At 34.2% G+C, this 21,510-nt stretch carries 18 protein-coding genes, 1 tRNA gene and 2 pseudogenes; 19 read left to right on the forward strand and 2 right to left on the reverse strand.

Going from position 1 to position 21,510, the window contains the following annotated elements; all coding sequences use genetic code 11:
• Position 1: 1 nt before the first annotated feature.
• Both H0I41_RS00920 and H0I41_RS09450 read left to right on the forward strand, forming a co-directional pair.
• A complete protein-coding gene (locus tag H0I41_RS00920; RefSeq protein ID WP_135014090.1) occupies positions 2-283 on the forward strand; it encodes a type II toxin-antitoxin system HicB family antitoxin in 282 nt (93 codons plus the stop codon).
• A 14-nt stretch (positions 284-297) separates the two neighbouring features.
• Positions 298-381 carry a hypothetical protein gene (locus H0I41_RS09450; protein ID WP_323678654.1) on the forward strand — a complete coding sequence of 28 codons (84 nt, stop codon included), beginning with the start codon at positions 298-300 and terminating at the stop codon, positions 379-381.
• Between the two features lie 497 nt (positions 382-878).
• Here H0I41_RS09450 and rpsN read toward each other — a convergent pair whose 3' ends face one another.
• Positions 879-1,136 (reverse strand): 30S ribosomal protein S14, encoded by a 258-nt coding sequence (gene rpsN, locus H0I41_RS00925; protein ID WP_003649568.1) that lies wholly within the window; start codon positions 1,134-1,136, stop codon positions 879-881.
• Positions 1,137-1,319: 183 nt separating this feature from the next.
• Here rpsN and H0I41_RS00930 point away from each other — a divergent pair, with 183 nt between their 5' ends.
• The 17 genes and pseudogenes from H0I41_RS00930 to H0I41_RS01010 all read left to right on the forward strand — a co-directional run bounded on the left by H0I41_RS00930 (position 1,320) and on the right by H0I41_RS01010 (position 20,010).
• The gene (locus H0I41_RS00930) at positions 1,320-1,757 is read left to right on the forward strand and encodes a GtrA family protein (protein ID WP_004896037.1); all 438 of its coding nucleotides are present in this window, start codon (positions 1,320-1,322) and stop codon (positions 1,755-1,757) included.
• A gap of 19 nt (positions 1,758-1,776) precedes the next feature.
• Positions 1,777-2,709, forward strand: coding sequence for a glycosyltransferase family 2 protein (locus tag H0I41_RS00935; protein WP_011161379.1), 933 nt, complete (start codon positions 1,777-1,779; stop codon positions 2,707-2,709).
• Positions 2,710-2,946: 237 nt separating this feature from the next.
• Positions 2,947-3,660, forward strand: coding sequence for a hypothetical protein (locus H0I41_RS00940; RefSeq protein ID WP_011161380.1), 714 nt, complete (start codon positions 2,947-2,949; stop codon positions 3,658-3,660).
• Between the two features lie 71 nt (positions 3,661-3,731).
• Positions 3,732-4,595, forward strand: coding sequence for a GRP family sugar transporter (locus tag H0I41_RS00945; RefSeq protein WP_004898649.1), 864 nt, complete (start codon positions 3,732-3,734; stop codon positions 4,593-4,595).
• A gap of 252 nt (positions 4,596-4,847) precedes the next feature.
• A complete protein-coding gene (locus H0I41_RS00950; RefSeq protein ID WP_004898650.1) occupies positions 4,848-5,729 on the forward strand; it encodes an aldose 1-epimerase family protein in 882 nt (293 codons plus the stop codon).
• A 128-nt stretch (positions 5,730-5,857) separates the two neighbouring features.
• Positions 5,858-6,967: an LCP family glycopolymer transferase gene (locus H0I41_RS00955; protein ID WP_011161382.1), complete on the forward strand. Its 1,110-nt coding sequence runs from the start codon at positions 5,858-5,860 to the stop codon at positions 6,965-6,967.
• Complete coding sequence (locus tag H0I41_RS00960; protein WP_011161383.1) at positions 6,967-7,587, forward strand: glycerol-3-phosphate acyltransferase; 621 nt, start codon at positions 6,967-6,969, stop codon at positions 7,585-7,587. The genes H0I41_RS00955 and H0I41_RS00960 overlap by 1 nt, the downstream gene beginning before the upstream one ends.
• Positions 7,584-10,517: an LTA synthase family protein gene (locus tag H0I41_RS00965; protein WP_135014089.1), complete on the forward strand. Its 2,934-nt coding sequence runs from the start codon at positions 7,584-7,586 to the stop codon at positions 10,515-10,517. The genes H0I41_RS00960 and H0I41_RS00965 overlap by 4 nt, the downstream gene beginning before the upstream one ends.
• A 257-nt stretch (positions 10,518-10,774) precedes the next feature.
• Entirely contained in the window at positions 10,775-12,037 is a 1,263-nt protein-coding gene (gene tyrS / locus H0I41_RS00970) for a tyrosine--tRNA ligase (RefSeq protein ID WP_044496576.1), read from the forward strand.
• Positions 12,038-12,107: 70 nt separating this feature from the next.
• Positions 12,108-12,180 (forward strand) — tRNA-Thr (locus H0I41_RS00975).
• Between the two features lie 105 nt (positions 12,181-12,285).
• Complete coding sequence (locus H0I41_RS00980; RefSeq protein WP_135014088.1) at positions 12,286-13,599, forward strand: C1 family peptidase; 1,314 nt, start codon at positions 12,286-12,288, stop codon at positions 13,597-13,599.
• A gap of 185 nt (positions 13,600-13,784) precedes the next feature.
• Positions 13,785-15,421, forward strand: a pseudogene (locus H0I41_RS00985) (peptide ABC transporter substrate-binding protein).
• Between the two features lie 85 nt (positions 15,422-15,506).
• Positions 15,507-16,436 carry an oligopeptide ABC transporter permease gene (gene opp3b, locus H0I41_RS00990; protein WP_053106907.1) on the forward strand — a complete coding sequence of 310 codons (930 nt, stop codon included), beginning with the start codon at positions 15,507-15,509 and terminating at the stop codon, positions 16,434-16,436.
• A gap of 3 nt (positions 16,437-16,439) precedes the next feature.
• Positions 16,440-17,468 carry an ABC transporter permease gene (locus H0I41_RS00995; protein ID WP_135014087.1) on the forward strand — a complete coding sequence of 343 codons (1,029 nt, stop codon included), beginning with the start codon at positions 16,440-16,442 and terminating at the stop codon, positions 17,466-17,468.
• Positions 17,469-17,472: 4 nt separating this feature from the next.
• Positions 17,473-18,319: pseudogene (locus H0I41_RS01000) on the forward strand (ABC transporter ATP-binding protein).
• Positions 18,320-18,332: 13 nt separating this feature from the next.
• Positions 18,333-19,271 (forward strand): ABC transporter ATP-binding protein, encoded by a 939-nt coding sequence (locus tag H0I41_RS01005; RefSeq protein ID WP_053106904.1) that lies wholly within the window; start codon positions 18,333-18,335, stop codon positions 19,269-19,271.
• An 85-nt stretch (positions 19,272-19,356) separates the two neighbouring features.
• Positions 19,357-20,010 (forward strand): HD domain-containing protein, encoded by a 654-nt coding sequence (locus tag H0I41_RS01010; RefSeq protein WP_053106903.1) that lies wholly within the window; start codon positions 19,357-19,359, stop codon positions 20,008-20,010.
• A gap of 70 nt (positions 20,011-20,080) precedes the next feature.
• On the opposite strand, the gene H0I41_RS01015 is transcribed toward H0I41_RS01010, so the two are convergent.
• Positions 20,081-21,391 (reverse strand): C1 family peptidase, encoded by a 1,311-nt coding sequence (locus H0I41_RS01015; protein ID WP_135014086.1) that lies wholly within the window; start codon positions 21,389-21,391, stop codon positions 20,081-20,083.
• Between the last annotated feature and the right edge of the window lie 119 nt (positions 21,392-21,510).

A 21,510-nucleotide genomic window follows, 5' to 3' on the forward strand; every position in this document is an offset into this window, starting at 1 on the left:
CATGAGAGAAAGAATTGTAACATACCCAGCAATCTTTAAACCAATTGAAGATAATGTTTACTTTATTAGTTTTCCCGATGTTAAGGGAGCTATTACTGAAGGGCATGGACTAAAAGATGCTTTTGAAATGGCAGCAGATGCTTGGGGAACAATTTTGTTTGATGAAAAGAAATTGCCAAAAATGACTGATCCCGCTGAGATTAAAATAGAGTATCCTGGCACTTTTGTCACATTAGTATCGACTGATCTAACTAAGTCAGTAGCTAGCTTTGAAAAAATATAACTATACCTGCTAAGCTGGTCCTCCAAGCTGAGAAAAAGAAAATTAATTTTTCCAAAGTATTAACAGAAGTACTTAGGAAAAAATTGAACTATCAATAATTACCAGGCAAAGCTAAAATATATTAATGATGACATTCCCTTAAAAATCTTATATAATTGTAAAAGAAAAGGAGATAGAGAGTGCGAGTCTCTACCTCCAATCGTAACTTAAGATGACTGAGTGTGTGGCTAATCCTTGTGATTAGCCTTTTTTGTTATTGCATAAGCAATTGTTGCACGGATTAGGAAAATACCCAATGCGTTTAAGACAATGCCGATAGCAATAGCAGCTATTATCAAGGCACACCAACACTCCAGCCTATCCAAATTATCATGGCTTCCACCTCCGTAACCTAAAATATATGTGAGGGGTGTAGAGCCATGAAAAGTTACTAAGCTCTTATATTAGCTATCTATAAAAGCCTAGTAAAAATTATATCAAAATATGAATTGAGAATTTGTAGTATTAAACACAAAAAAAAGACATTCCATCAGGAATGTCTAAAGTGTGACTATATGTTTAAATTTTGATTTAACTAAGAACTAGTTTTATAATTTTACCAACTAGCTTTGCGCACACCAGGAAGTTGTCCCTTGTGTGCTAATTCTTTAAAGCGTAAACGTGACATACCAAACTTACGCATATAACCATGTGGTCTACCATCATGTAAATCACGGTTATGGTAGTGAGTTGGGTGAGCATCAAGCGGTAATTTTGCTAATGCTTCTACGTCACCAGCTTCTTTTAATTCATAGTATTTCTTGATTAATTCACGCTGCTTAGCAGCCTTAACGATTTTGGATTTTTTTGCCATATATCTTTCCTTTCGAATATAGAGTATAAAAAATAGTTTAATTAAGAATAAAAAAGGACTAATTTGAGCTAACTTAAAGTAAGTATATTGTATTAAATTATTAATAATTTGTCAAAAAGAAAGTATTTTAAAAAGAATTAGTTTAAAATAAGTAATGATTGATTAAAGAAGGGAAAATAAGCCGTGGGTATTTTTAAAAGAATACTTCATAATGAAGACTTGCGACAGCTAATAATTTATGTATTAATTGGTGTGTTAGGATTAGGTGTTGACTTTGGAATTTTTGCCATTCTAACTCACTTTAAGATGCAAGTCGAAGTAGCTAATTTTATTTCATCATCTTGTGGGTTGATCAACAACTTTTTCTGGAATAGTTTTCTTAACTTTAAGGTTCACGATAAATTATTAGTAAGATTTATTTCCTATTATTTAGTAGGACAAATTACAACTTTGTTTACAACTGTCTGCCTATTTATTTTTGTAACTCAACTTGGCTATAATCAATTGATTGTAAAGGCTGTTTCTACATTTATCGCTACCTTGATCCAATTTGTAATTAATAAGTTACTTACCTTTAGAAAAATTAAAACTACTAAACCAAAAGTAGACGTTAGAAAGTAATAAGAAAGACTGTTAAAGTATGAAAAAATTATCAATTATAGTTCCTTGTTATAATGAAGAGGAATCTGTACCACTTTTTTATCCCGCAGTGAATAAAGTAATGGATACTATTCCTGATCTAGAACCAGAATATTGGTTTATTAACGATGGATCGAAGGATAATACCCTAAAAGAAATTAAAGAACTACGCAAGAAGGATCCAGAGCATGTACACTTTGTTTCATTTTCAAGAAACTTTGGTAAGGAATCCGCTCTTTACGCTGGACTTCAAGCGGCAACTGGAGATTATGTGGTTGTAATGGATGTTGACTTACAAGATCCTCCTAAGTTCTTACCACAAATGTATGATCTAATTAAAACGGGAGAATACGACTGTATTGGAACCCGTAGAGTGGATCGTACCGGAGAAGCTAAATTTAAGTCCTTCTTAAGCGATATGTTTTATAAGGTGGTTAATAAGATCTCTGATACTGAAATCGTACCAGGAGCTCGTGATTATCGAATGATGACTCGTCAAATGGTAGACGCAGTTTTGAATATGCCTGAATACAACCGTTTTTCAAAGGGGATTTTCTCTTGGGTTGGATTTAAGACCAAATACTTAGACTATCACAATGTTGAACGTGTTGCTGGTGAAAGTGACTGGAACACTTGGAAGTTATTCAAATATGCCATGGATGGGATTGCCGACTTTTCTCAGGCTCCGCTTAACTTGGCTGTCTGGATTGGTACAGGATCGTTTATCTTATCACTTATTGGATTGATAGCAGTGATTATCCGTCGTGTGCTTTACCCAGATTCAAGCATTTTTGGTTGGGCTTCAATGGTATGCATTATATTGCTTCTTGGTGGTCTACAACTTCTCTGCATTGGTATTTTAGGTAAATATATTGGTAGGGTATATATTCAAGTTAAGAATCGACCAATTTATATTATTAAAGAGAAAAAATAAACGTAATAAAAGACCGAAGTTCACGTGGAGCTTCGGTCTTTTTTGATAACAAAAGTTAGTATTCTTTAAGTTAGACTTGTTTATGATTGTACTTCTTCCAAAAAAATCCCTCCTGTATTTAATTTCTAAAAAAGCGTCGCTGATCATACTAACAGAAAAAATTTTTTATCGTAAGTAATTTTTTTGGAGATTCTAAATTTGAAAAGTGCGATAATTTGAACAAGGGAGAATTTACGAATGAAAAAATTAACAAAAGATATCTGGATAAAGATTGCTCTATCTCTTCTAGGAGTTTTGGCTGCTATTTTGGTCTATGTACCTAACTATGCTCTAGTTGATCAAGGGCTCAAAGGTAGATGTGCTATCTTTTTTATTATTGCGATAGTTTTACTTTGGCTACCAATGGAGCTAAAGAGCAGTATTTTTGCACTTAATTTTTATTATGAATTAGGTTTGATTTTGATTATTGTCTTTTTCATGACTAATCAAATGGCAATGAATTTTACTATTGGTCTAGTGATTGCTTTGCTTTTACTAACTTGGATTGGAATGGTAATTTTTAAAAATAATTTAGTCATGAAGCAAAAAAATAGTGAGCTTTTAATCATTAGACTTGTCATGATGCTGGTTTTAGCATATTTAGCCTATATCAGCGGTTTTGCAGCTCTTATGGGAGCTGAGATCTTTACAGTACAAGGACAAACTTGGCTACTTATTTTGGGTTTTGTTCTGTGTGTATATTATCTCGTCTTAGCAGGAAGTATTTGGCAACCATGGTTTAGAAGATGGACTTCTTGGATCATGATTTTAGTAGCAGTTGTTTTGCATATGTTATTTGCAAGTGCCACCTCTTTAAATATTATCTTTTTGCCTTTAATTGGAGAGGTTATTTTACTTATTCTAGCTTGGCGGAGTAACAGAATTTTAATGAAAAAGAAAAGGATTTCATAATTAGCTCTTGTCAGACTGTATCGATCCTTGATAGAATTAATTGTTTAAAAATTTAGGAGAGATACAAAATTATGAAATATGTTTATTTGTTTTTACCAGCAATCGGCTGGGGACTTATGCCCTTAGTTATTGCAAGTGTAAAGAATAGTACAGTTTATAATCAAATCGTTGGTACTGTTGCTGCTTCATTTATTTTTGGCGCAATTGTAATGGCAATCATGCATCCAGCAATGAGCTGGTCACTCTTCTTGCTTTCTGCATTAGGAGGAGCTTGCTGGGTGATTGGTCAAGTTGGTCAATATATTTCCTATGAAAAAATTGGTGTTTCTGAAACTATGCCAATTTCTACCGGGTTACAATTAATCGGGGTTCCTCTTGTTGGTGTGCTTGCTTTTGGTGAGTGGAGCAGTCCTCAAGCTAAGCTATACGGTTTTATTGGAATCTTAGTTTTGATTATTGGGGTTGTTTTAACTTCATTTACTGATCGTGGAACAAGCGAAGGAAACAAATCTAATCAAGTAAGTACTATTATCTTGCTTGTTTTAACTTCACTTGGATATATTACTTCAAGTTCTATTCCAAAGGCTTTACATGGAAACAGCGTTTCTATTTTCTTTGGTCAAACTTTTGGTATGTTAGTAGCTGTATTTATTTATACATTGGTTACTAAGAATTTACATGTTTGGAAAGAAAAATCTACAGTTCAAAGTGGTGGGGCAGGTATTCTTTATGCAATTGCCGCATTAGCTTACATTCTTTCTGTTCAAGATAACGGAGTTAACATGGCTTTCGTTATTTCTCAACTTTGTGTAGTGATTTCTACTTTAGGTGGCTTGATTTTCTTACACGAAAAGAAAACTCGCAAAGGCTTGATCTTTACCATTGCAGGCCTAATTTTAATTATTGGCGGTGCAATGTTAACTACATTATTCTAAGGAATGAAAGAAGGCATCCCACGTCTGGGATGCCTTCTTTGTATCAACTTGTCCTAATTCTTAAATCATTTTTAGTATTAGAACACATTTAATTGTATTAGAACTAAATTAAAAGTCAAGTTAAATACAATCATGTGCTAAAAAATAAAGAATTCAATAATAAATTATATGTTATCGCTTACAGTTGACATATTGAGTATAGCGTGATATTTTCAAAATGGGATTGGTCGAAATTGTTTAGGAGGACAATGGATGCTAGCAATTGAAAACAACCAGTTAAAGGTTGAAATTAATGAAGTCGGCGCTCAACTTACTCATGTAGTTGATAAGACTACGAATGCCGACTATATCTGGAATGGGAGTGAATGGGAAAGACATGCTCCGATTCTTTTTCCGGCAATCGGAAAATCGAATGACAATAAATATATTTTAAATGGAAAAATATATGAAATGAAGCAACATGGCTTTGCACGTGATTATCCTTGGACAGTTGTGGACAAGGGGGATGATAGAGTAAGTTTAACTTTAACTGAAAATGAAGAAACTTTAACTGTTTATCCCTTTCACTTTAGTCTAATGGTTACTTACACGTTAGAGGCTAACCAATTAAAGGTAGAGTTTTTAGTTAAAAATAATTCAGAAGAAACGATGCCTTTTGGTCTTGGATTCCATCCAGGATTTAATGTTCCAATCGCTGGAGATGAATTGGAATTTTCTGATTATGAAGTTTCATTAAGTCCAGAAGTTACAGAATTAACTCAATTCCAAATTGATCCTATTCCATTTAGAAATGGTAAAGTTATTCCAGTACCTAAGGCAGAAAAGAGTACATTACCTTTATCATATTCAGAATTTGATAATGGGTTGATTATTATTAACAATCCTGGATTAACTGGAATTGTATTATCGAGTGCAAAATCTGACCATCAGATTTCTTTAACTTTAGAAGATTTTCCATATGTGGCACTTTGGACAATGACAGATCCAGAAGCCAAATTCTTATGTATGGAGCCTTTTGCTGGACTACCTGATGTTAAAAGTGACGAATTAACTGATTGGATGAAAAAAGAGGGAAATAACTTCTTAGAGCCAGATGAAAGCACACATTTTTCAACGACAATTACTTTAAAATAATATAGAAAGAGGGAAGCAATAAGTTTTCCTCTTTTTTTACTAATTAGTTAAGATTTGTCATAATTAAGTTTTAAGAATGTAATTTTGCTATAATATCCTTGTTTTAAGAAAGTTTGAGAAAGAATATTATGGATAATAAGCCCCAAGAACCTATTCACTCAAGAGTTGAGTTGAATAGAGAAAAACATAATAAGAAAAAAAAGGTCCACATTATTATTGGGATAGTTTTATTTTTGTTTTTAGGACTTGGAATTTATGCAAGTTCCGTTTATTTAAAAGCAAAAAATGCTTTTGATAAAACTTATGATCCTAAAACGGCCGTCAAGCAGGATAGCTTTTCTGGTAAAGAACCTTTTAATATTCTGTTGTTAGGGACAGATACAGGAGCTTTCGGCAGAAAAGAAGTTCGTGGAAACTCGGATACCATGATTTTAGTGACCGTGAATCCGGCCAAAAAGAAACTTTCTTTAATGTCTATTCCGCGTGATACGATGGCCCGGATGATTGGTACGGACAATTTTAGTGTGCATAAAATTAATGCGGCTTATAATATTGGCGGAGCAAAGATGGCAATGCGGACCACAAGTAAAGTTCTCAATGTGCCAATAAAGTACTATATTTCGATGAATATGGGCGGCATGCGGAAGATTGTTGATGGTGTTGGTGGCGTTACGGTGACGCCACCATTGACCTTTACTTATGATGGCTATACCTTTACTAAAGGAAAAACAGTTCACTTAAATGGTAGTCAAGCTTTAGCTTACTCTAGAATGCGCTATGATGATCCTAAGGGAGATTACGGTCGTCAATTGAGACAGCGTGAGGTCATTATGTCCGTTTTAGAGCACGCACTATCCTTTAATACTCTCAAAAATTTAGATTCAATTTTAGGTTCAGTGTCTACTAGCCTGAGGACAAACTTAACTTTTGATTCAATGGTTAAGATTAGTAAAAACTATCGTAAATGTACTAATAATATGTCTAGTGACTACTTACATGGAGTAGGCGCAATGATTGGAGACGCTTCGTACCAAGTAATGTCTGATAGAGAATTACAAAGAACTTCAAATATTGTGAGAAATGATCTTGGGTTAGATTCGATGGATATTGATAATAATGAAACCTATCAAAATTCAATGAATTCTCAATTTGATTGGAACAGTGGTGACTCTAATCAGGTATACTACATATATGATCCGTATACGGATGAATTATGGAATGGAGATAGGGCGTACTAATGGATGAATTTGTCTCGCTAGTAATAGGATATTTCCTCGGAAATATCCTTTTTGCTATGATTGTTACAAAAATATTTTTGCATAAAGATCCGACTAAATACGGTTCTGGTAATCCAGGAACGGCTAATGTCGGAGCAGTTTTTGGTAAAAAATGGGGTATTCTGACTTGCATTGGTGATTTAGCCAAAACTTTAGCTGCTTTGTTAATTGTTTACTTTATTTATCATGGTAATCGTCTAGATTTGTCTTTTGCAGGTCTTGGAGTGGTTTTAGGACATTCTTTCCCATTTTGGAATCATTTTAAGGGTGGTAAAGGAGTAGCAGTCACTGCTTTGTGGATTGTCTTTTTTGATTGGAGAGCGGGCTTAATTGCTTTATTAATTGGCCTATTTTTAGTCATTATTATGAAGAACCTTACTATACCACCGTTGGTCTATATGTTAGGATTCAGCATTTTTACTTGGATTAATTTTGGCTGGGAACAAGGGTTAATCTTTTTAATTGCTACCTTAATCATGATTTTTCAATTTAGAAAAGATATTGTCGATTTCTTTACTGGTAAGGGTAAGCGTGTGGATGTATTAGTCACAATTAAGAAAAAGTTAGGGATATACAAATGAAATCAGTATTGAAAAAGACAATCCAGTGGATTTTACTTATAGTTTTACTGCTGGGAATATTAATTCAAACCTTAGGCTTTTGGAATTATAATCCGCCAACCGTTGCTGGCCGAACTAAAATTGGTTTAATGATTGGTTTAGTAGAGCTAGCTGTGATGGTTTGGTATGGGATGAGCTACGGCAATAAGGAATACAGTTTTAAGGAATCAGTTAAAAGTTGGCTTGAAGGAGTAATTACTTTAGTCATCTTTTATCTTGTTTTCGTTATTTCTTTACCGCAATTTTTCTCAGCTTGGAACTTATGGGGAATCTTCTTTCCCGTTTTAACAAGTACATCAGCCTTATTTAGTGGGATTATTATTTCTTTATTCTTTCAACCTTTTATTTTTAGGCTGCAAAATAAGTTAAGTACTAAGCAAAATGTTTTGTTATTAACTACAATTACAATTTTGATCTTTACCTTAAGTGCAGGTAATTCGCTTTTAACTAGCTATAGTATTTTTGGTCTCTATTTGGTATTGCCTTTTGCTTGGGGAATGCTTATTTCAAAAATTACTGTATCTAAAAAGTTAATAGCTGGTTTAACAGTGGCAACAGTAATCTTACTTCCCGCAGTTTATTATTTCACTATTCAATTAATACCAATTCAAACTCCACAAGCCGTTGTCTTCACCCAGATGAATATGGCATGGAATACGAGCTTGTTAATGAGTCCATCATCGCCAGTAATGATCTTATTTGTCGTAACTGGCGGATTGCTTTTTAGAAAATGGTTGGTAGATGTATCACATAGTGCATTATCTCTTTTAATTCCTGCAATTATCTTTGGGACAACTGCTTACGGAATGACTTTATGGAAGGAAAAGCTTCAATTATTACTGGCTCCTGTTAGTAAAAAAGTCACTTTTCTCTTAATTTTGTCCTTATTGATTGCAAGTTTTATTATTAATTTTATTTTTAATAGATTTGTTCTTTCAAACAAGCATGTGCAAAACTTTCTGAATAAATTTACTGGCACAGATTTAAATGATCTTCTTAATCTATTAAACAGCGGCTTGAATTTCCTTAAGAAGCATAGGCCAATAATATGTCTCTTTGCATATTTTATGGTTGTAAGTATTATTGGTTTCTTTACATTTAAGAGTAATGTTAACGTTACGTTGACTTATATTTTTACTAATAGACTTGGCACTGTCATCTTGTCCAGTATTTTTCTTCTAGCGTGTTTTGAAGTCTTTTATGTACTTACCAAGCGCTTCTGGGTAGCAACAAGTATTCCGACTATTTTAGGGCTAGGAATTGCGATTGCTAACGGCATTAAAATGAGCTTGAGAGAAGAGCCCGTTTATCCAACCGAAATTGGTGAAATTGTTAATTGGAAGACCTTAATTCCAATGATGGGGACAAACAATTTGATTTATATTTTAATTGGATTAGCTGCCCTAATCGTTTTAATTGTCTTTTTAGAAAAGAAGTTTCCAATTAACCTCAAGCGTAAAAAATCAAGTTGGGTAAAATTGGTTATTAGCCTCTTAGTTTTAATTACACCTTTGTGGTTTAACGATGAAAATTCACCGATCTATTATATTTCAAAAGGTTTTGATAATAGTCCTAACTTTAGAAATCCACCAGATAGTACAGGTGCTAACGGTTCAATTCTGACTTTTCTAGACTTTATTAAAGTACCAATTATGGATAAACCAACTAATTATTCAGAAAGCTCTATAAAAAAAGTTGTTGAAAAATATCAGAATGAAGCAGTAAGTATTAATAAGACGAGAAAGAATAAATTAAGCGATCAAACACTTGTCTTTAATCTTAGCGAAAGTTTTGTTGATCCAAAAGAATTCCCAAGTGTTAAGATTTCTAATGATGTTCGAGATCCAATTAAATATATTCGAAAGTTGATGACAACCACTACTTCTGGCCACATGCTTAGTGCTGGTTATGGTGGCGGAACTGGAAATATGGAATATGAATCCTTAACTGGATTTAACATGGGAGTATTTTCTACTGCAATCACGCCATACACGCAAGTGACATCTCGTTACAAGTTTTATCCAACAATTGGGATGGACTTTAAGTACAGCAGTGCCTTACATCCATTCAATGGTACATTCTACGGCCGAATTGATAATTATCGTCGTTTTAAATTTAATAAATTCGCGTACTTAGGCTCGAAGTATAAGATTTATGATAAAAAGACTATCGGAACTAATCCATATTTATCTGATGAGACAGCTTATCAAAATGGCTTACGACAAATTAATAGTCAAAAAGATGGTCAGTTTATCAATTTAATTTCAATGCAAAACCACATTCCATATGGTGATTATTACTCTCCAAATGAATATAAAGAAAATGTTAGTGGATCTCTAATTTCTGATGAAAATACTAAAAATAGTTTTGCTGCCTACACTAAAGGTATTGAATACACAGATAAGGCTGTGAAAAAGTTTATTAAACAGATTGATAAAATCAACAAGCCAATTACCCTTGTATTCTATGGTGACCACTACCCAGCAATTATTGATCAGACACAATTAAACAAGTATCCGGTAAAATTACATGCAACGAACTACTTTATCTATTCAAATAAGTATGCCCGTGAGCATGGTGCTAAGAGTAAAATCAAGCCAAATAAATATGTCTCAACAGCTTCCTTTATTCCAATGGCTTTAGAGCAAACTAATTCAAAAGTAACAGCTTATCAAGCGTTGCTTACTAAGATTTATCAAGAATTACCTGCTATCACTATTAACTATTCTGGAGATGATGGCTTTGAATTAATCGATCAAAATGGTAAGCAAGTTTCTGAGAAGAAATTAACTAAGAAACAAAAAGAGTTACTAAAGGATTATCAATTAATTCAATATGATATGTCTGCAGGGAAAGGATACAGCTTAAAGCTTAAGGGCTTTTATAAATAAGCAGTTGACTAAATAGACATTCTCCCTTATGATCATAGGTAATAATAGTAGCAACTTAATTCAGTGTTCAGAGAACTAGCGGTTGGTGTGAGCTAGGCAGGTTAAGTGAGCGAAGTACATGGTGGGGTAGTTTCCGTATCAACTATATTTAAGGCGCATTAGGCGTAAACGTGGGTGGTACCACGGCTAATAAAGTAATTTAGTCGTCCCTAGATTTCGAAAGAAGTCTAGGGACGTTTTTGTTAGGAGAAAATTTTATGGCAAAATTTGATATTTTAGAAGATTTAAAATGGCGTGGAGCTATTAATCAAGAAACTGATGAAGAAGGCTTGCGTAAGTACTTAGCAGAACATGACGATTTGGCTCTTTACTGTGGAACTGACCCAACTGGAGATTCACTTCACATTGGTCACCTTATTCCATTCATGATTTTGAAGAGATTCCAAATGGCAGGTTATCACCCAGTAATTTTAATTGGTGGGGGAACTGGTGCAATTGGAGACCCATCCGGTCGAAAGACTGAACGTACTCTTCAAACAGCTGAGCAAGTTAAGCACAACGAAGAAAAGTTAACTGCTCAAATGAAGAAGTTATTTGGAACTGAAAACTTTGAAATTCGCAACAATGCGGAATGGCTTGGTAAGATGAATTTGCTTGATTTCTTGCGTGACTACGGTAAGTTCTTCCAAGTTAACAACATGATTAATAAGGATGTTGTTGCTAGTCGTCTCGAAAACGGAATTTCATTTACTGAATTTTCTTACCAAATTTTGCAAGCTATTGATTTCTATCATTTGAATAAAGATAATGGCGTTCAAATGCAAATTGGTGGTAGTGACCAATGGGGTAACATTACTGCCGGAATTGACTTGATTCACAAGCTTGACGGTTCAGATCGTCCAGCATTTGGTTTAACTATTCCATTAATGCTTAAGGCTGATGGTACCAAGTTTGGTAAGTCTGCTGGTGGAGCTGTGTGGCTTGATCCTGAAAAGACGAGTCCTTACGAATTCTACCAATTCTGGATTAATCAAGATGACCGCGATGTAGTTAAATACCTTAAATACTTTACTTTCCTTAGTCGTGAAGAAATTGAAGATTTGGCTGAAAAGACTGAAAAAGAACCTTGGAAACGTGCTGCTCAAAAGAGATTAGCAGAAGAAGTTACCAAGTTTGTTCATGGTGAAGAAGGATTGAAAGAAGCTCAAATAATTACTGAAGCATTATTCTCAGGTAATGTTAAGAGTCTGTCAGTTCCTCAAATTGAACAAGCTTTGAAGAATGCTCCAAGTGCTGAAGCAACCCATGAAGCTAAGAATATCGTAGAATTTTTGGTTGAAACTAAGATTGAACCTTCTAAGCGCCAAGCACGTGAAGACGTTAAGAATGGTGCGATTTACGTAAACGGCGAACGTCAAGATGATATTGACTTTATCATCGAACCAGATAGTGATTTTGATGGAAAATATGTAATTATCCGTAAGGGTAAGAGAAAGTATACTCTAGTTAAAATTAAATAATAAATAAAAATTAAGGACTAGGAATGTAAAAACGTTCCTGGTCCTTTTTGCTATAATTAAATTGATATCTGCCGTTTTAGCTCAGGAGGTAGAGCACCGCCGTGGTAAGGAGGAGGTCCCCAGTTCAAATCTGGGAAACGGCTTAGTGAATAATTTAGTAACAAAAAAATTCTAGGGATGGTCAAAAAGGCGATCCCTTTTTATAATTGTTATAAATAGTATAAATAATTTATGAAAGAAGAATTAATATGACTCATGAACTTACGCTAGATGAAATTGCAAAATTTCAACAAGATTATCAACAAAATAAGCAAAATAAAATTGCTGAATTGGCTGTTGTGAATAACGGTGTGCAAAAAGCAAGTTTCAACGGTGAGGGTATCCGTGATTTAAATCGAACTTTCTCAATTGAAATTCCAACTGATAATGTGACCGACCAAAAGCAATCAGGTCGTTGTTGGTTGTTTGCGGCTTTGAATGTTTTACGTCATAAGTTTGCCAAGCAATATCATACAAAGAACTTTACTTTTTCACAAAGCTATCTTTTCTTCTGGGATCGAATTGAAAGAGCAAATATTTTCTTTAATCATATTCTAGAAACTGCGGATAAACCTGTGGATGATCGTACTGTACATTTTTACTTACAAGCACCTGATACCGATGGTGGACAATGGCACATGGCTATTTCATTAATTAGAAAATATGGCTTGGTACCAACTTATGCACAAGACGAAAGTTTTACAGCTAATAATACGGCGGCTTTTAATCAAGCATTGAATATGAAATTACGTGAAGATGGATTAGTTTTACGCAAACTTGCTCAAGCCGGTAAAAATGATGAAATTGAACAAAAACGTCAAGAATATTTAAGTGAAATTTACCGTATGGCTGTAATTGCTTTTGGACAACCTGTGCAAAAGTTTGATCTAGAATTTAAAGATGACGATGGAAATTACAAGTTAGACCAAAATATTACCCCATTAGACTTTTTCCACAATTATTTTGAAGATGACTTAGATGATTACGTAGTACTTTTTAATGCTCCAGATCATGAGTATGATAAGCTTTACGCTTTTCCATTTGAAGATAATGTTGAAGGCGGTAGCCCAGTTAGATTTTTGAATACAAAGATTGAAAATCTTAAGGAAGCCGCAATTAAGCAGTTAAAAGATGGAGAAACAATCTGGTTTGGTTGTGATGTAGGCAAGCAAAGTGATCGTCAAAAAGGAATTTTAGCCGCTGATTTATATGAAACTGATACGATTTTTGGTATTGAAACTAAGTTAAATAAAAAAGAACGTCTTCAAACTGGTGCTAGTGGTTCAACTCATGCAATGACCTTTGTGGGTGTGGATGTAGTTGATGGTAAACCTCGTCAGTGGAAAGTAGAAAATTCCTGGGGAACAAAAGTCGGCGATAAAGGCTACTTTGTCATGGATGATAAATGGTTTGACGAATACTTATTTAAAGTTGTAGTTAAGAAGCAATATTTACCAGAGAAACTAGTAAAAATTGCTGAAAGCGAAGCAACTCCTGTTCCTTGCTGGGATTCAATGGCTTAATCGAAAAAGGACTGATAATAGCTTAAATTGCTACCTATCAGTCCTTTTTTGCTTTGCAAAATATTCAAAATGAGAGATAAGATAGAAAATTAATTTTTTATTTAAAAAATATTTACTTTTTTCATAAAATAGTGTTTAATAAAACTCATATTAATTTAATGAAAAATATTTTTGGAGGGGAAAATATGAAAGTTAAAAAAGTATTTGCAGCGGTTTGTACTGCTACGCTTGCCGCTGTTGCCCTAACTGCTTGTGGCAAAAAGGATAATAGTGCTTCAGGTGATCAAGCATTAACTTGGATGGAAAAAACTGAACTTCAAACTATGGATATTTCTAAAGCTACGGATGAAACCAGTTTTAATCAATTAAATAATGTTTATGAAGGATTATATCGTTTAGGAAAAAATTCTAAGGTAGAAAATGCTTTAGCTACAAAAACTGAGGAAAGTAAAGATGGAAAACGTTGGACCTTTACTTTGAGAAAAGGTGCAAAGTGGTCAAACGGTGATCCAGTAACTGCTAAAGATTTTGTTTATTCTTGGCAAAGAACTGTTGATCCAAAAACTGGATCCCAATATACTTCTCTATTTTCTGGAATTGAAAATGCAGATGAAATTACGAAATTACGAAAGGAAAGAAATCTCCAAGTTCTTTAGGAATCAAGGCTGTTGATAATTATAAATTAGAAGTGAACCTTGAACACCGGATTCCATACTTTAAATTATTGATGGGCTTCCCATTATTCTTCCCGCAAAATCAAAAAACTGTTGAAAAATCAGGTAGTAGCTATGGTACTGCTTCTAAGTATCAAGTTTATAATGGACCATTTGTTCAAAAGGGATGGACTGGTTCAAACTTGAAATGGAAGTTAGTTAAAAACGACGCATACTGGGATAAAAAAGATGTTAAGTTGAAGAGGATCGATTACTCAATTCAAAAGACACCTACTACGGCATATAACTTATATCAATCAGGTAAATTAGATGCTGCAGTCCTTGATGCACAGGGAACTAAGCAATTGAAGAATCAAACTGGATATACTATTCGAAAGAAAGCAAGTACACAATACTTAAGCTACAATATGGCTAAGAGACCAGAATTTAAAAATGCTAAGTTACGTCAGGCTATTTCAATGGCAATTGACCGTAAAGCTTTAGCTAATGCACTTGGTGGTGCAAACCAAGCAGCTAAAACTTTTACTGCACCAGGAATTGTAGATGTTAATGGAAAAGATTATGTAGATTACGTTGAAACTCCAAAGGCAGAAGCGTATATGAAACATAATCCTAAGAAAGCACGCGAATTGTATAAAGAAGCCCTTAAAGAGCTTGGAAAGAGTAGTTTGACCTTTAACTTACTTGGATACGATGATGATACAAGTAAGAAGGCTACAGAAACCCTTCAAAGTCAGTTAGAGGATAGCTTGAAAGACGTAAATGTACATGTTCAAAATATTCCTAAGAAGACTGCAATTGATAGAATGGTTTCCGGTAATTTTGATGTTTCATTCTCTGGTTGGAGTGGAGACTTTGCTGATCCTATTACTTTCTTAGATCTTGAAACGCCTGATAATGCAATGAACTTTGGTAGGTGGAATAATGAAAAATATAATGACTTATTAGCTGATTCTAAGACTACCGGTGATGTGAATAAGCGTAATAAAGACTTAGAAAATGCAGAAAAGATTTTACTAGAAGAGCAAGGCGTAAGTCCTTTATTCCATCAACAAGAAGCATGGATGGTAAAACCATCAGTTAAAGGTGTTATCTACAATGGAGCTGGAGCATCTTACAACTTTAAGCATGCATACGTTGCAAAATAAGTAATAAAAAATCGAAGATTATAAAATCTCCGATTTTTTTATTAAATATAGCATTAAAAAAGTATGAGTTAATGAAAGGCAAAAGATGAGTAAATATATTTTAAAACGTGTCTTTTATATGATCTTAACTTTGTTTATTGTGGCAACGGCAACTTTCTTTTTAATGAAAGCCATGCCGGGGTCGCCTTATGCAAATGAAGCAAAAATGACACCAACTCAAATTAAAATCATGAATGAACAATATGGTTTGAATAAACCTATTTTCGTTCAGTATTTAATCTATTTGGGTGGAATGTTCAAAGGGGATTTTGGAACTTCTTTCCAATATGCAAACCAATCAGTGACTAGTTTGATTTTGCCACGTTTGGCAGTTTCTATGCAATTGGGCTTACAGGCCATGGTTGTAGGAGTGGTATTTGGTGTATTACTTGGAACTTTAGCTGCTGTAAAACAAGGAACCTGGGTGGATTCTACTTCAACTGTTTTAGCCATTATTGGAAGATCAGTTCCTAACTTCGTTTTGGCTGTTATTCTTCAGTATTATATCGCCTTAAAATTGGGTTGGTTTTCAATTGCGGGTTGGGGTTCATTTTCTCAATCTGTTTTACCTACTATCGCTTTAGCAGTTGCTCCAATGGCTGAAACAGAACGTTTTGTTAGAACTAGTATGGTAGATAACATGAATCAAGATTACGTTGAGCTAGGGCGTGCTAAGGGATTGAGTAAGATGGAAGTTGTGCGTGGACATGTTATGCGTAATAGCATGATTCCAATTGTAACCCTTCTTGGACCGTATACTGTTGCCTTAATGACGGGTTCCATGGTTATTGAAAATATTTTTAATATTCCTGGTATTGGAGAACAATTTGTTAAATCAATTTTGACTAATGATTATCCAACAATTATGGGTGTAACTATGATTTATTCAATTGGTCTAGTAGTAGTATTACTGATTACTGATATTATTTATGGTTTGATTGATCCACGGATTAGATTACAAGGAAAGGAAGGATAAAGAATGAACGAAGAATTTAATGTAAGTCCTGCGGACTTTGAAAAATTAACCCCTGATGAAGTTCAAAACAATGAGAATATTTCAGGACCTTCCTTATCCTTTGGTCAAAATGTTTGGCTACAATTGAAGAAAAAGAAATCAGCAATCATTTCGGCAATAATTATTATTTTGATGGTAGTTATCTCATTTGGATCGACGCCATTCATTAATAATAAAACTTTAGTAAAATCTCATCCTCAATATGCTAACTTACCAGCACGTGTGCCAGGAATGAGTGCAATTAATGGTTTGAATGGAAAACTAAAGCAGGGAGATAAATGGGTAGATGTCTATGAACAAAATCATATTCCCAAAAATAAATATTTCTTTGCCGGTACAGATTATTTAGGACGACCTTTAGGGCAGAGAATTATTTATGGAACTAAAATTTCATTAACTGTAGCTTTTGTGGCAGCTCTATTCGATTTAACAATTGGGGTTTTATATGGAATTATTTCGGGATGGAAAGGTGGCGGCGTGGATAATGCCATGCAACGAATTATTGAAATAATTTCTTCGATTCCTAATCTTGTTATTGTTGTTTTGATGTTGGTTGTATTGAAGCCAGGAATGATGTCAATTATTTTGGCAATCGCTATTTCTTCTTGGACTACCATGGCACGACAAATCCGAGCTGAAACTTTAACTTTAAAAAACCAAGAATATGTTTTAGCTGCACGAAATTTGGGTCAATCATCTTGGAAAATTGCACTAAAGCATCTAATTCCTAATTTATCTAGTTTGATTATCATTCAAATGATGTATACCATTCCGACCGCTATTTTCTTTGAAGCATTTTTAAGTTTTATTGGAATTGGTATTTCTGCTCCTCAAACTTCTCTTGGCGTCTTGCTTAATGAGGGACAGAAGAATTTTCAATTTTTACCATATCAAATGTGGTTTCCAGCAATTGTTTTATGCGTTTTGATGATTGCCTTTAACTTATTAGGTGATGGATTAAGAGATGCATTAGATCCCAAGAGTAGAAGGTAGAAAAATGACAGAAAAAGTTTTAGATGTTAAAAATTTAGAAATTGATTTTCATACGTACGCTGGAGATGTAAAAGCAATTCGAAATGTATCTTTTCATTTGAACAGAGGAGAAACGCTAGCGATTGTAGGTGAATCTGGTTCTGGTAAGTCAGCAAATTGCTGAACCGTTAATTAAACATAAGGGAGCAGGCAAAAAAGAAGCTTGGAAAAAAGCCCTCGAAATGATGAAAGCTGTAGGAATTCCTGATGCAGAAAAAAGAATTAACCAATATCCGCATCAGTTTTCTGGAGGAATGCGTCAGAGAATCGTAATTGCAATAGCTTTAATCTGTGAACCTGAAATTTTACTAGCGGATGAGCCAACAACTGCGTTAGATGTAACAGTTCAAGCAGAAATTCTGGATTTAATGAAAGATTTGCAAAAGAAAATTGGTACATCAATTATTTTCATTACCCATGATTTGGGAGTGGTTGCAGGAATGGCTGATCGCGTATCTGTAATGTATGCCGGAGAAATATTGGAATATGGGTCAGTGGATGATATTTTTTATAATCCGCAACATCCATATACTTGGGGATTAATTAATTCAATGCCTACGCTGAAAAGCAAAAAATTAGAATCAATTCCAGGTACTCCACCCAATTTATTAGATCCTCCTAAAGGAGACCCTTTTGCTCCCCGCAATAAATATGCAATGAAAATTGATCTAGAAAGAAAGCCGCCTTTCTTTAAAGTATCGGATGGTCATTACGCTGCTACATGGTTATTGCATCCAAGTGCTCCTAAAGTTACTCCTCCAGCAGAGATTATTCGTAGACAGAAAAAATTTTCAGAAATGAACAAAAAATAGATAGGAAAAAGCGATGACAGAAAAAAATAAGATTTTAGAAGTTAAGAATTTAAAACAATACTTTAAAGTAGGTCGATCAACTGTCAAAGCTGTAGATGATGTCAGTTTTGATATCTATGAAGGTGAAACTTTTGGTTTAGTAGGAGAATCGGGCTCTGGTAAGACGACTACTGGACGCAGTATTTTGCATTTGTATGAACCTACTTCCGGTGAAATTATTTTTAAAGGAAAAGATATCAACAAACTAAAAGGTAGAAAAGAAAAAATGCAATTTCGGCGTGATGCTCAAATGATTTTTCAAGACCCATATGCTTCCTTAAATCCGAGAATGACTGTCGAAGATATTATTGCAGAAGGATTAGATATTCACCAAGAAGTTAAAAACAAAGCTGATAGAAAAAAACGGGTTTATGAGTTATTGGATTTAGTAGGTTTAAACAAAGAACATGCATCACGTTTTCCTCATGAATTCTCTGGTGGGCAGCGACAAAGAATAGGAATTGCACGAGCTTTAGCAATTAATCCTAAGTTTGTTGTAGCTGATGAACCCATTTCTGCATTAGATGTGTCAATTCAAGCACAAGTGGTTAATTTAATGAAAGAATTGCAAGAGAAGAAGAAATTAACATATTTGTTTATTGCTCATGATCTTTCAATGGTTAAATTTATTTCTGATAGAATTGGGGTTATGCGATTTGGAAAGCTATTGGAGGTAGGAACTGCAGATGAAGTATATAATCGTCCATTACATGATTACACAAAAAGCTTGATATCTGCTGTTCCAATTCCCGATCCCGACATTGAACGTCAAAGACAGAGAATTAAATATGATGATTCTAAGGTTGAATCGAGGAAAGACCGTTCTTTACATGAAATTGAGCCGGGACACTTTGTGAGATGTGCTGACGATGAAGTGGATTACTACTTAAAAGTAGCAAAAAGTTATGTATAAATTAAAGATCTATTGGATAAAAGTATCTGGTAGATCTTTTTCTTATGTTTGTTAAAATTGAATTAATTAAAGAAGAAGGTGCAGCATGAACATTGAATTAGTTAAGCAATTTACTAAAGATCATCTAAAAGGTGAAAAAACAGGTCATGATTACTACCATGGACAAAGAGTGGCAAATTTAGCCACAAAAATGTATCTAAGTGATTATCCAGATGCACATAAAGACAGCAGAATAGTAGCTATTATTCAGACAGGAAGTTATTTACATGATACAATCGATGAAAAAATTTGTGACAATCCTGATGAAGTTATAGACGAAATCAAAGAATTATTGCCTAAGGGTGGCTTTACTTCTTTAGAAATAGAAGATATTTTATTTACTATTCAGCATATGTCTTTTTCAGCTAATATTGAGCATCATTATCACCTTCCTTTGAGTGGACAATATGTGCAAGATGCTGATCGGATTGAAAGTTTAGGGGCAATCGGAATTGCTAGAGCATTTACTTATGGTGGTAAGCATGGAAATAAGATTTATGATCCCAAAATTAAGCCTGAGAAGCTAATAAGTCATGCTCAATATCGCAACCATGTAGAAACCACAATTAATCATTTCTATGAAAAATTATTTGATCTAGAAGACCTAATGAATACGCCTGCTGCTAAAAAGGAAGCACACCGGAGAACTGAATATATGCGTGAGTTTGTTCAAGAATTTATGGATGAATGGAATGTATAATTGAAGAAAAAGAGATTTGTACCCGTATTGATACAAATCTCTTTTTGGTATATATTATATTTTATTTTTACTAAGCTAGTGAATCCCAAGCAGGAAGTGGAGTTGGCTTGCTTTCTGCAAGTTTCTTTTGATCTTCAGTTAAGAACTCTTTTCTAACAACCACTTCATAAACAAATTCGTCAAACCACTTATCGCTCATTGTGAAGTAACCTTTACGGCCAGATTTTTCACTCCATGAGTTTTCAACTTTCCACTTACGGATTTCACCCTTATCTAAGTCAACACCAACTAAAGTCATAGCGTGGCTAACTTCGCCTTCACCAGTAGCCAATCTTTCTGCCTTAGTCATATAAGTATCAACATCAAATAATTCATCGGTCTTGTATAATTCAGTATCTAGGTAACCAGTCTTACGATCCATTTCTTTCAAGACATCATTACCAAACCAAACACTTTCACCATCTTTTAGTTGTTTAATGGCAGCTTCTTTTAAGTATTCGATTGGAACATTTAAGAAAGTAATAGGGATACCACCATTAACATTGTCTTCAAATGGAAGAGAGTAAAGTTTGCCATATTCATGATCTGGCGCATTAGTTAAGCAAACATAATCATTGAAATTAATATCCCAGTACTTATTGAAAAATTCAACTGGAGTTAAGTTTTTATCCAAGTGAAGTTTTTTCTCATCATCGCGGTACTCTAAGTCAAAAGTCTTAGGAGGTTCGCCAACAGCAATTGCAGTCATGCGATAGATTTCACTTAGAAATTCTTTGCGTTTCTTTTCAACTTCTTCAGTTTTACCTTCTTGAACTAATTTACGTAAAACTAAAGCATCTTTTCTTTCTTTACGAGCTAGCGCATCAGATAAACCAGCTGTATGATTAGTATTAAAACTTTCAGGCATTGCATTGGTTGGGACAACACCGTATTTTTTCACTAAGGAAGCAGCCATTGCCCATTGACCACCATCTGCACCAGCAAAATTCATATATGCCTTAACTGTGCGATCATCTAAGGGCTTATCTGCAGAATCAATAATTGCATCATAGAAAATATTAGCACGTTCAATCTTATCCCAGAAGAAGTTATATGCTTGAGATAAGGTGAAGTTCTTAGCCTTATATTTTTTACCAAAATCATGGCGTAAAGTATTTAAGGTCGCAAATAACCAGCAACGACCTGACTGCATTTGGTTAGTAACATTATCAGTTTCTACTTCGACAGAGAATACATCGTTTAGACGGTTAGTAACTGCTGGATTAAATGAAGCTTCTAACACACCGGACCGCATTGCTGCGCGAGAAACTACTTGATTACGTGAATTATCAAAGTCACTACGGAATTGATTAATTTCTTGTAGGGTTAATTCGTGAGACATAGATTACACTCCTTTAATTTTTTTATCATGTTTTTCATTATATTTACTATACAGCAAATCACAAGTTAATACACTAATTTTATTGAATGAAAGTGACTTTCATGAGTATTTAAGGGATG

Origin of the sequence: Lactobacillus johnsonii (genome assembly GCF_014058685.1) — a bacterium.
Taxonomy (GTDB): Bacteria; Bacillota; Bacilli; order Lactobacillales; family Lactobacillaceae; genus Lactobacillus.

Coding starts and splice junctions, on each gene's coding strand:
- tyrS (WP_044496576.1), top strand. CDS start 10,775: ATGGCAAAATTTGATATTTTAGAAGATTTAAAATGGCGTGGAGCTATT.
- opp3b (WP_053106907.1), top strand. CDS start 15,507: ATGAGTAAATATATTTTAAAACGTGTCTTTTATATGATCTTAACTTTG.
- H0I41_RS00995 (WP_135014087.1), top strand. CDS start 16,440: ATGAACGAAGAATTTAATGTAAGTCCTGCGGACTTTGAAAAATTAACC.
- H0I41_RS00955 (WP_011161382.1), top strand. CDS start 5,858: ATGGATAATAAGCCCCAAGAACCTATTCACTCAAGAGTTGAGTTGAAT.
- H0I41_RS01010 (WP_053106903.1), top strand. CDS start 19,357: ATGAACATTGAATTAGTTAAGCAATTTACTAAAGATCATCTAAAAGGT.
- H0I41_RS00965 (WP_135014089.1), top strand. CDS start 7,584: ATGAAATCAGTATTGAAAAAGACAATCCAGTGGATTTTACTTATAGTT.
- H0I41_RS00940 (WP_011161380.1), top strand. CDS start 2,947: ATGAAAAAATTAACAAAAGATATCTGGATAAAGATTGCTCTATCTCTT.
- rpsN (WP_003649568.1), bottom strand. CDS start 1,136: ATGGCAAAAAAATCCAAAATCGTTAAGGCTGCTAAGCAGCGTGAATTA.
- H0I41_RS00980 (WP_135014088.1), top strand. CDS start 12,286: ATGACTCATGAACTTACGCTAGATGAAATTGCAAAATTTCAACAAGAT.
- H0I41_RS00920 (WP_135014090.1), top strand. CDS start 2: ATGAGAGAAAGAATTGTAACATACCCAGCAATCTTTAAACCAATTGAA.
- H0I41_RS00945 (WP_004898649.1), top strand. CDS start 3,732: ATGAAATATGTTTATTTGTTTTTACCAGCAATCGGCTGGGGACTTATG.
- H0I41_RS00935 (WP_011161379.1), top strand. CDS start 1,777: ATGAAAAAATTATCAATTATAGTTCCTTGTTATAATGAAGAGGAATCT.
- H0I41_RS01015 (WP_135014086.1), bottom strand. CDS start 21,391: ATGTCTCACGAATTAACCCTACAAGAAATTAATCAATTCCGTAGTGAC.
- H0I41_RS01005 (WP_053106904.1), top strand. CDS start 18,333: ATGACAGAAAAAAATAAGATTTTAGAAGTTAAGAATTTAAAACAATAC.
- H0I41_RS00960 (WP_011161383.1), top strand. CDS start 6,967: ATGGATGAATTTGTCTCGCTAGTAATAGGATATTTCCTCGGAAATATC.
- H0I41_RS00950 (WP_004898650.1), top strand. CDS start 4,848: ATGCTAGCAATTGAAAACAACCAGTTAAAGGTTGAAATTAATGAAGTC.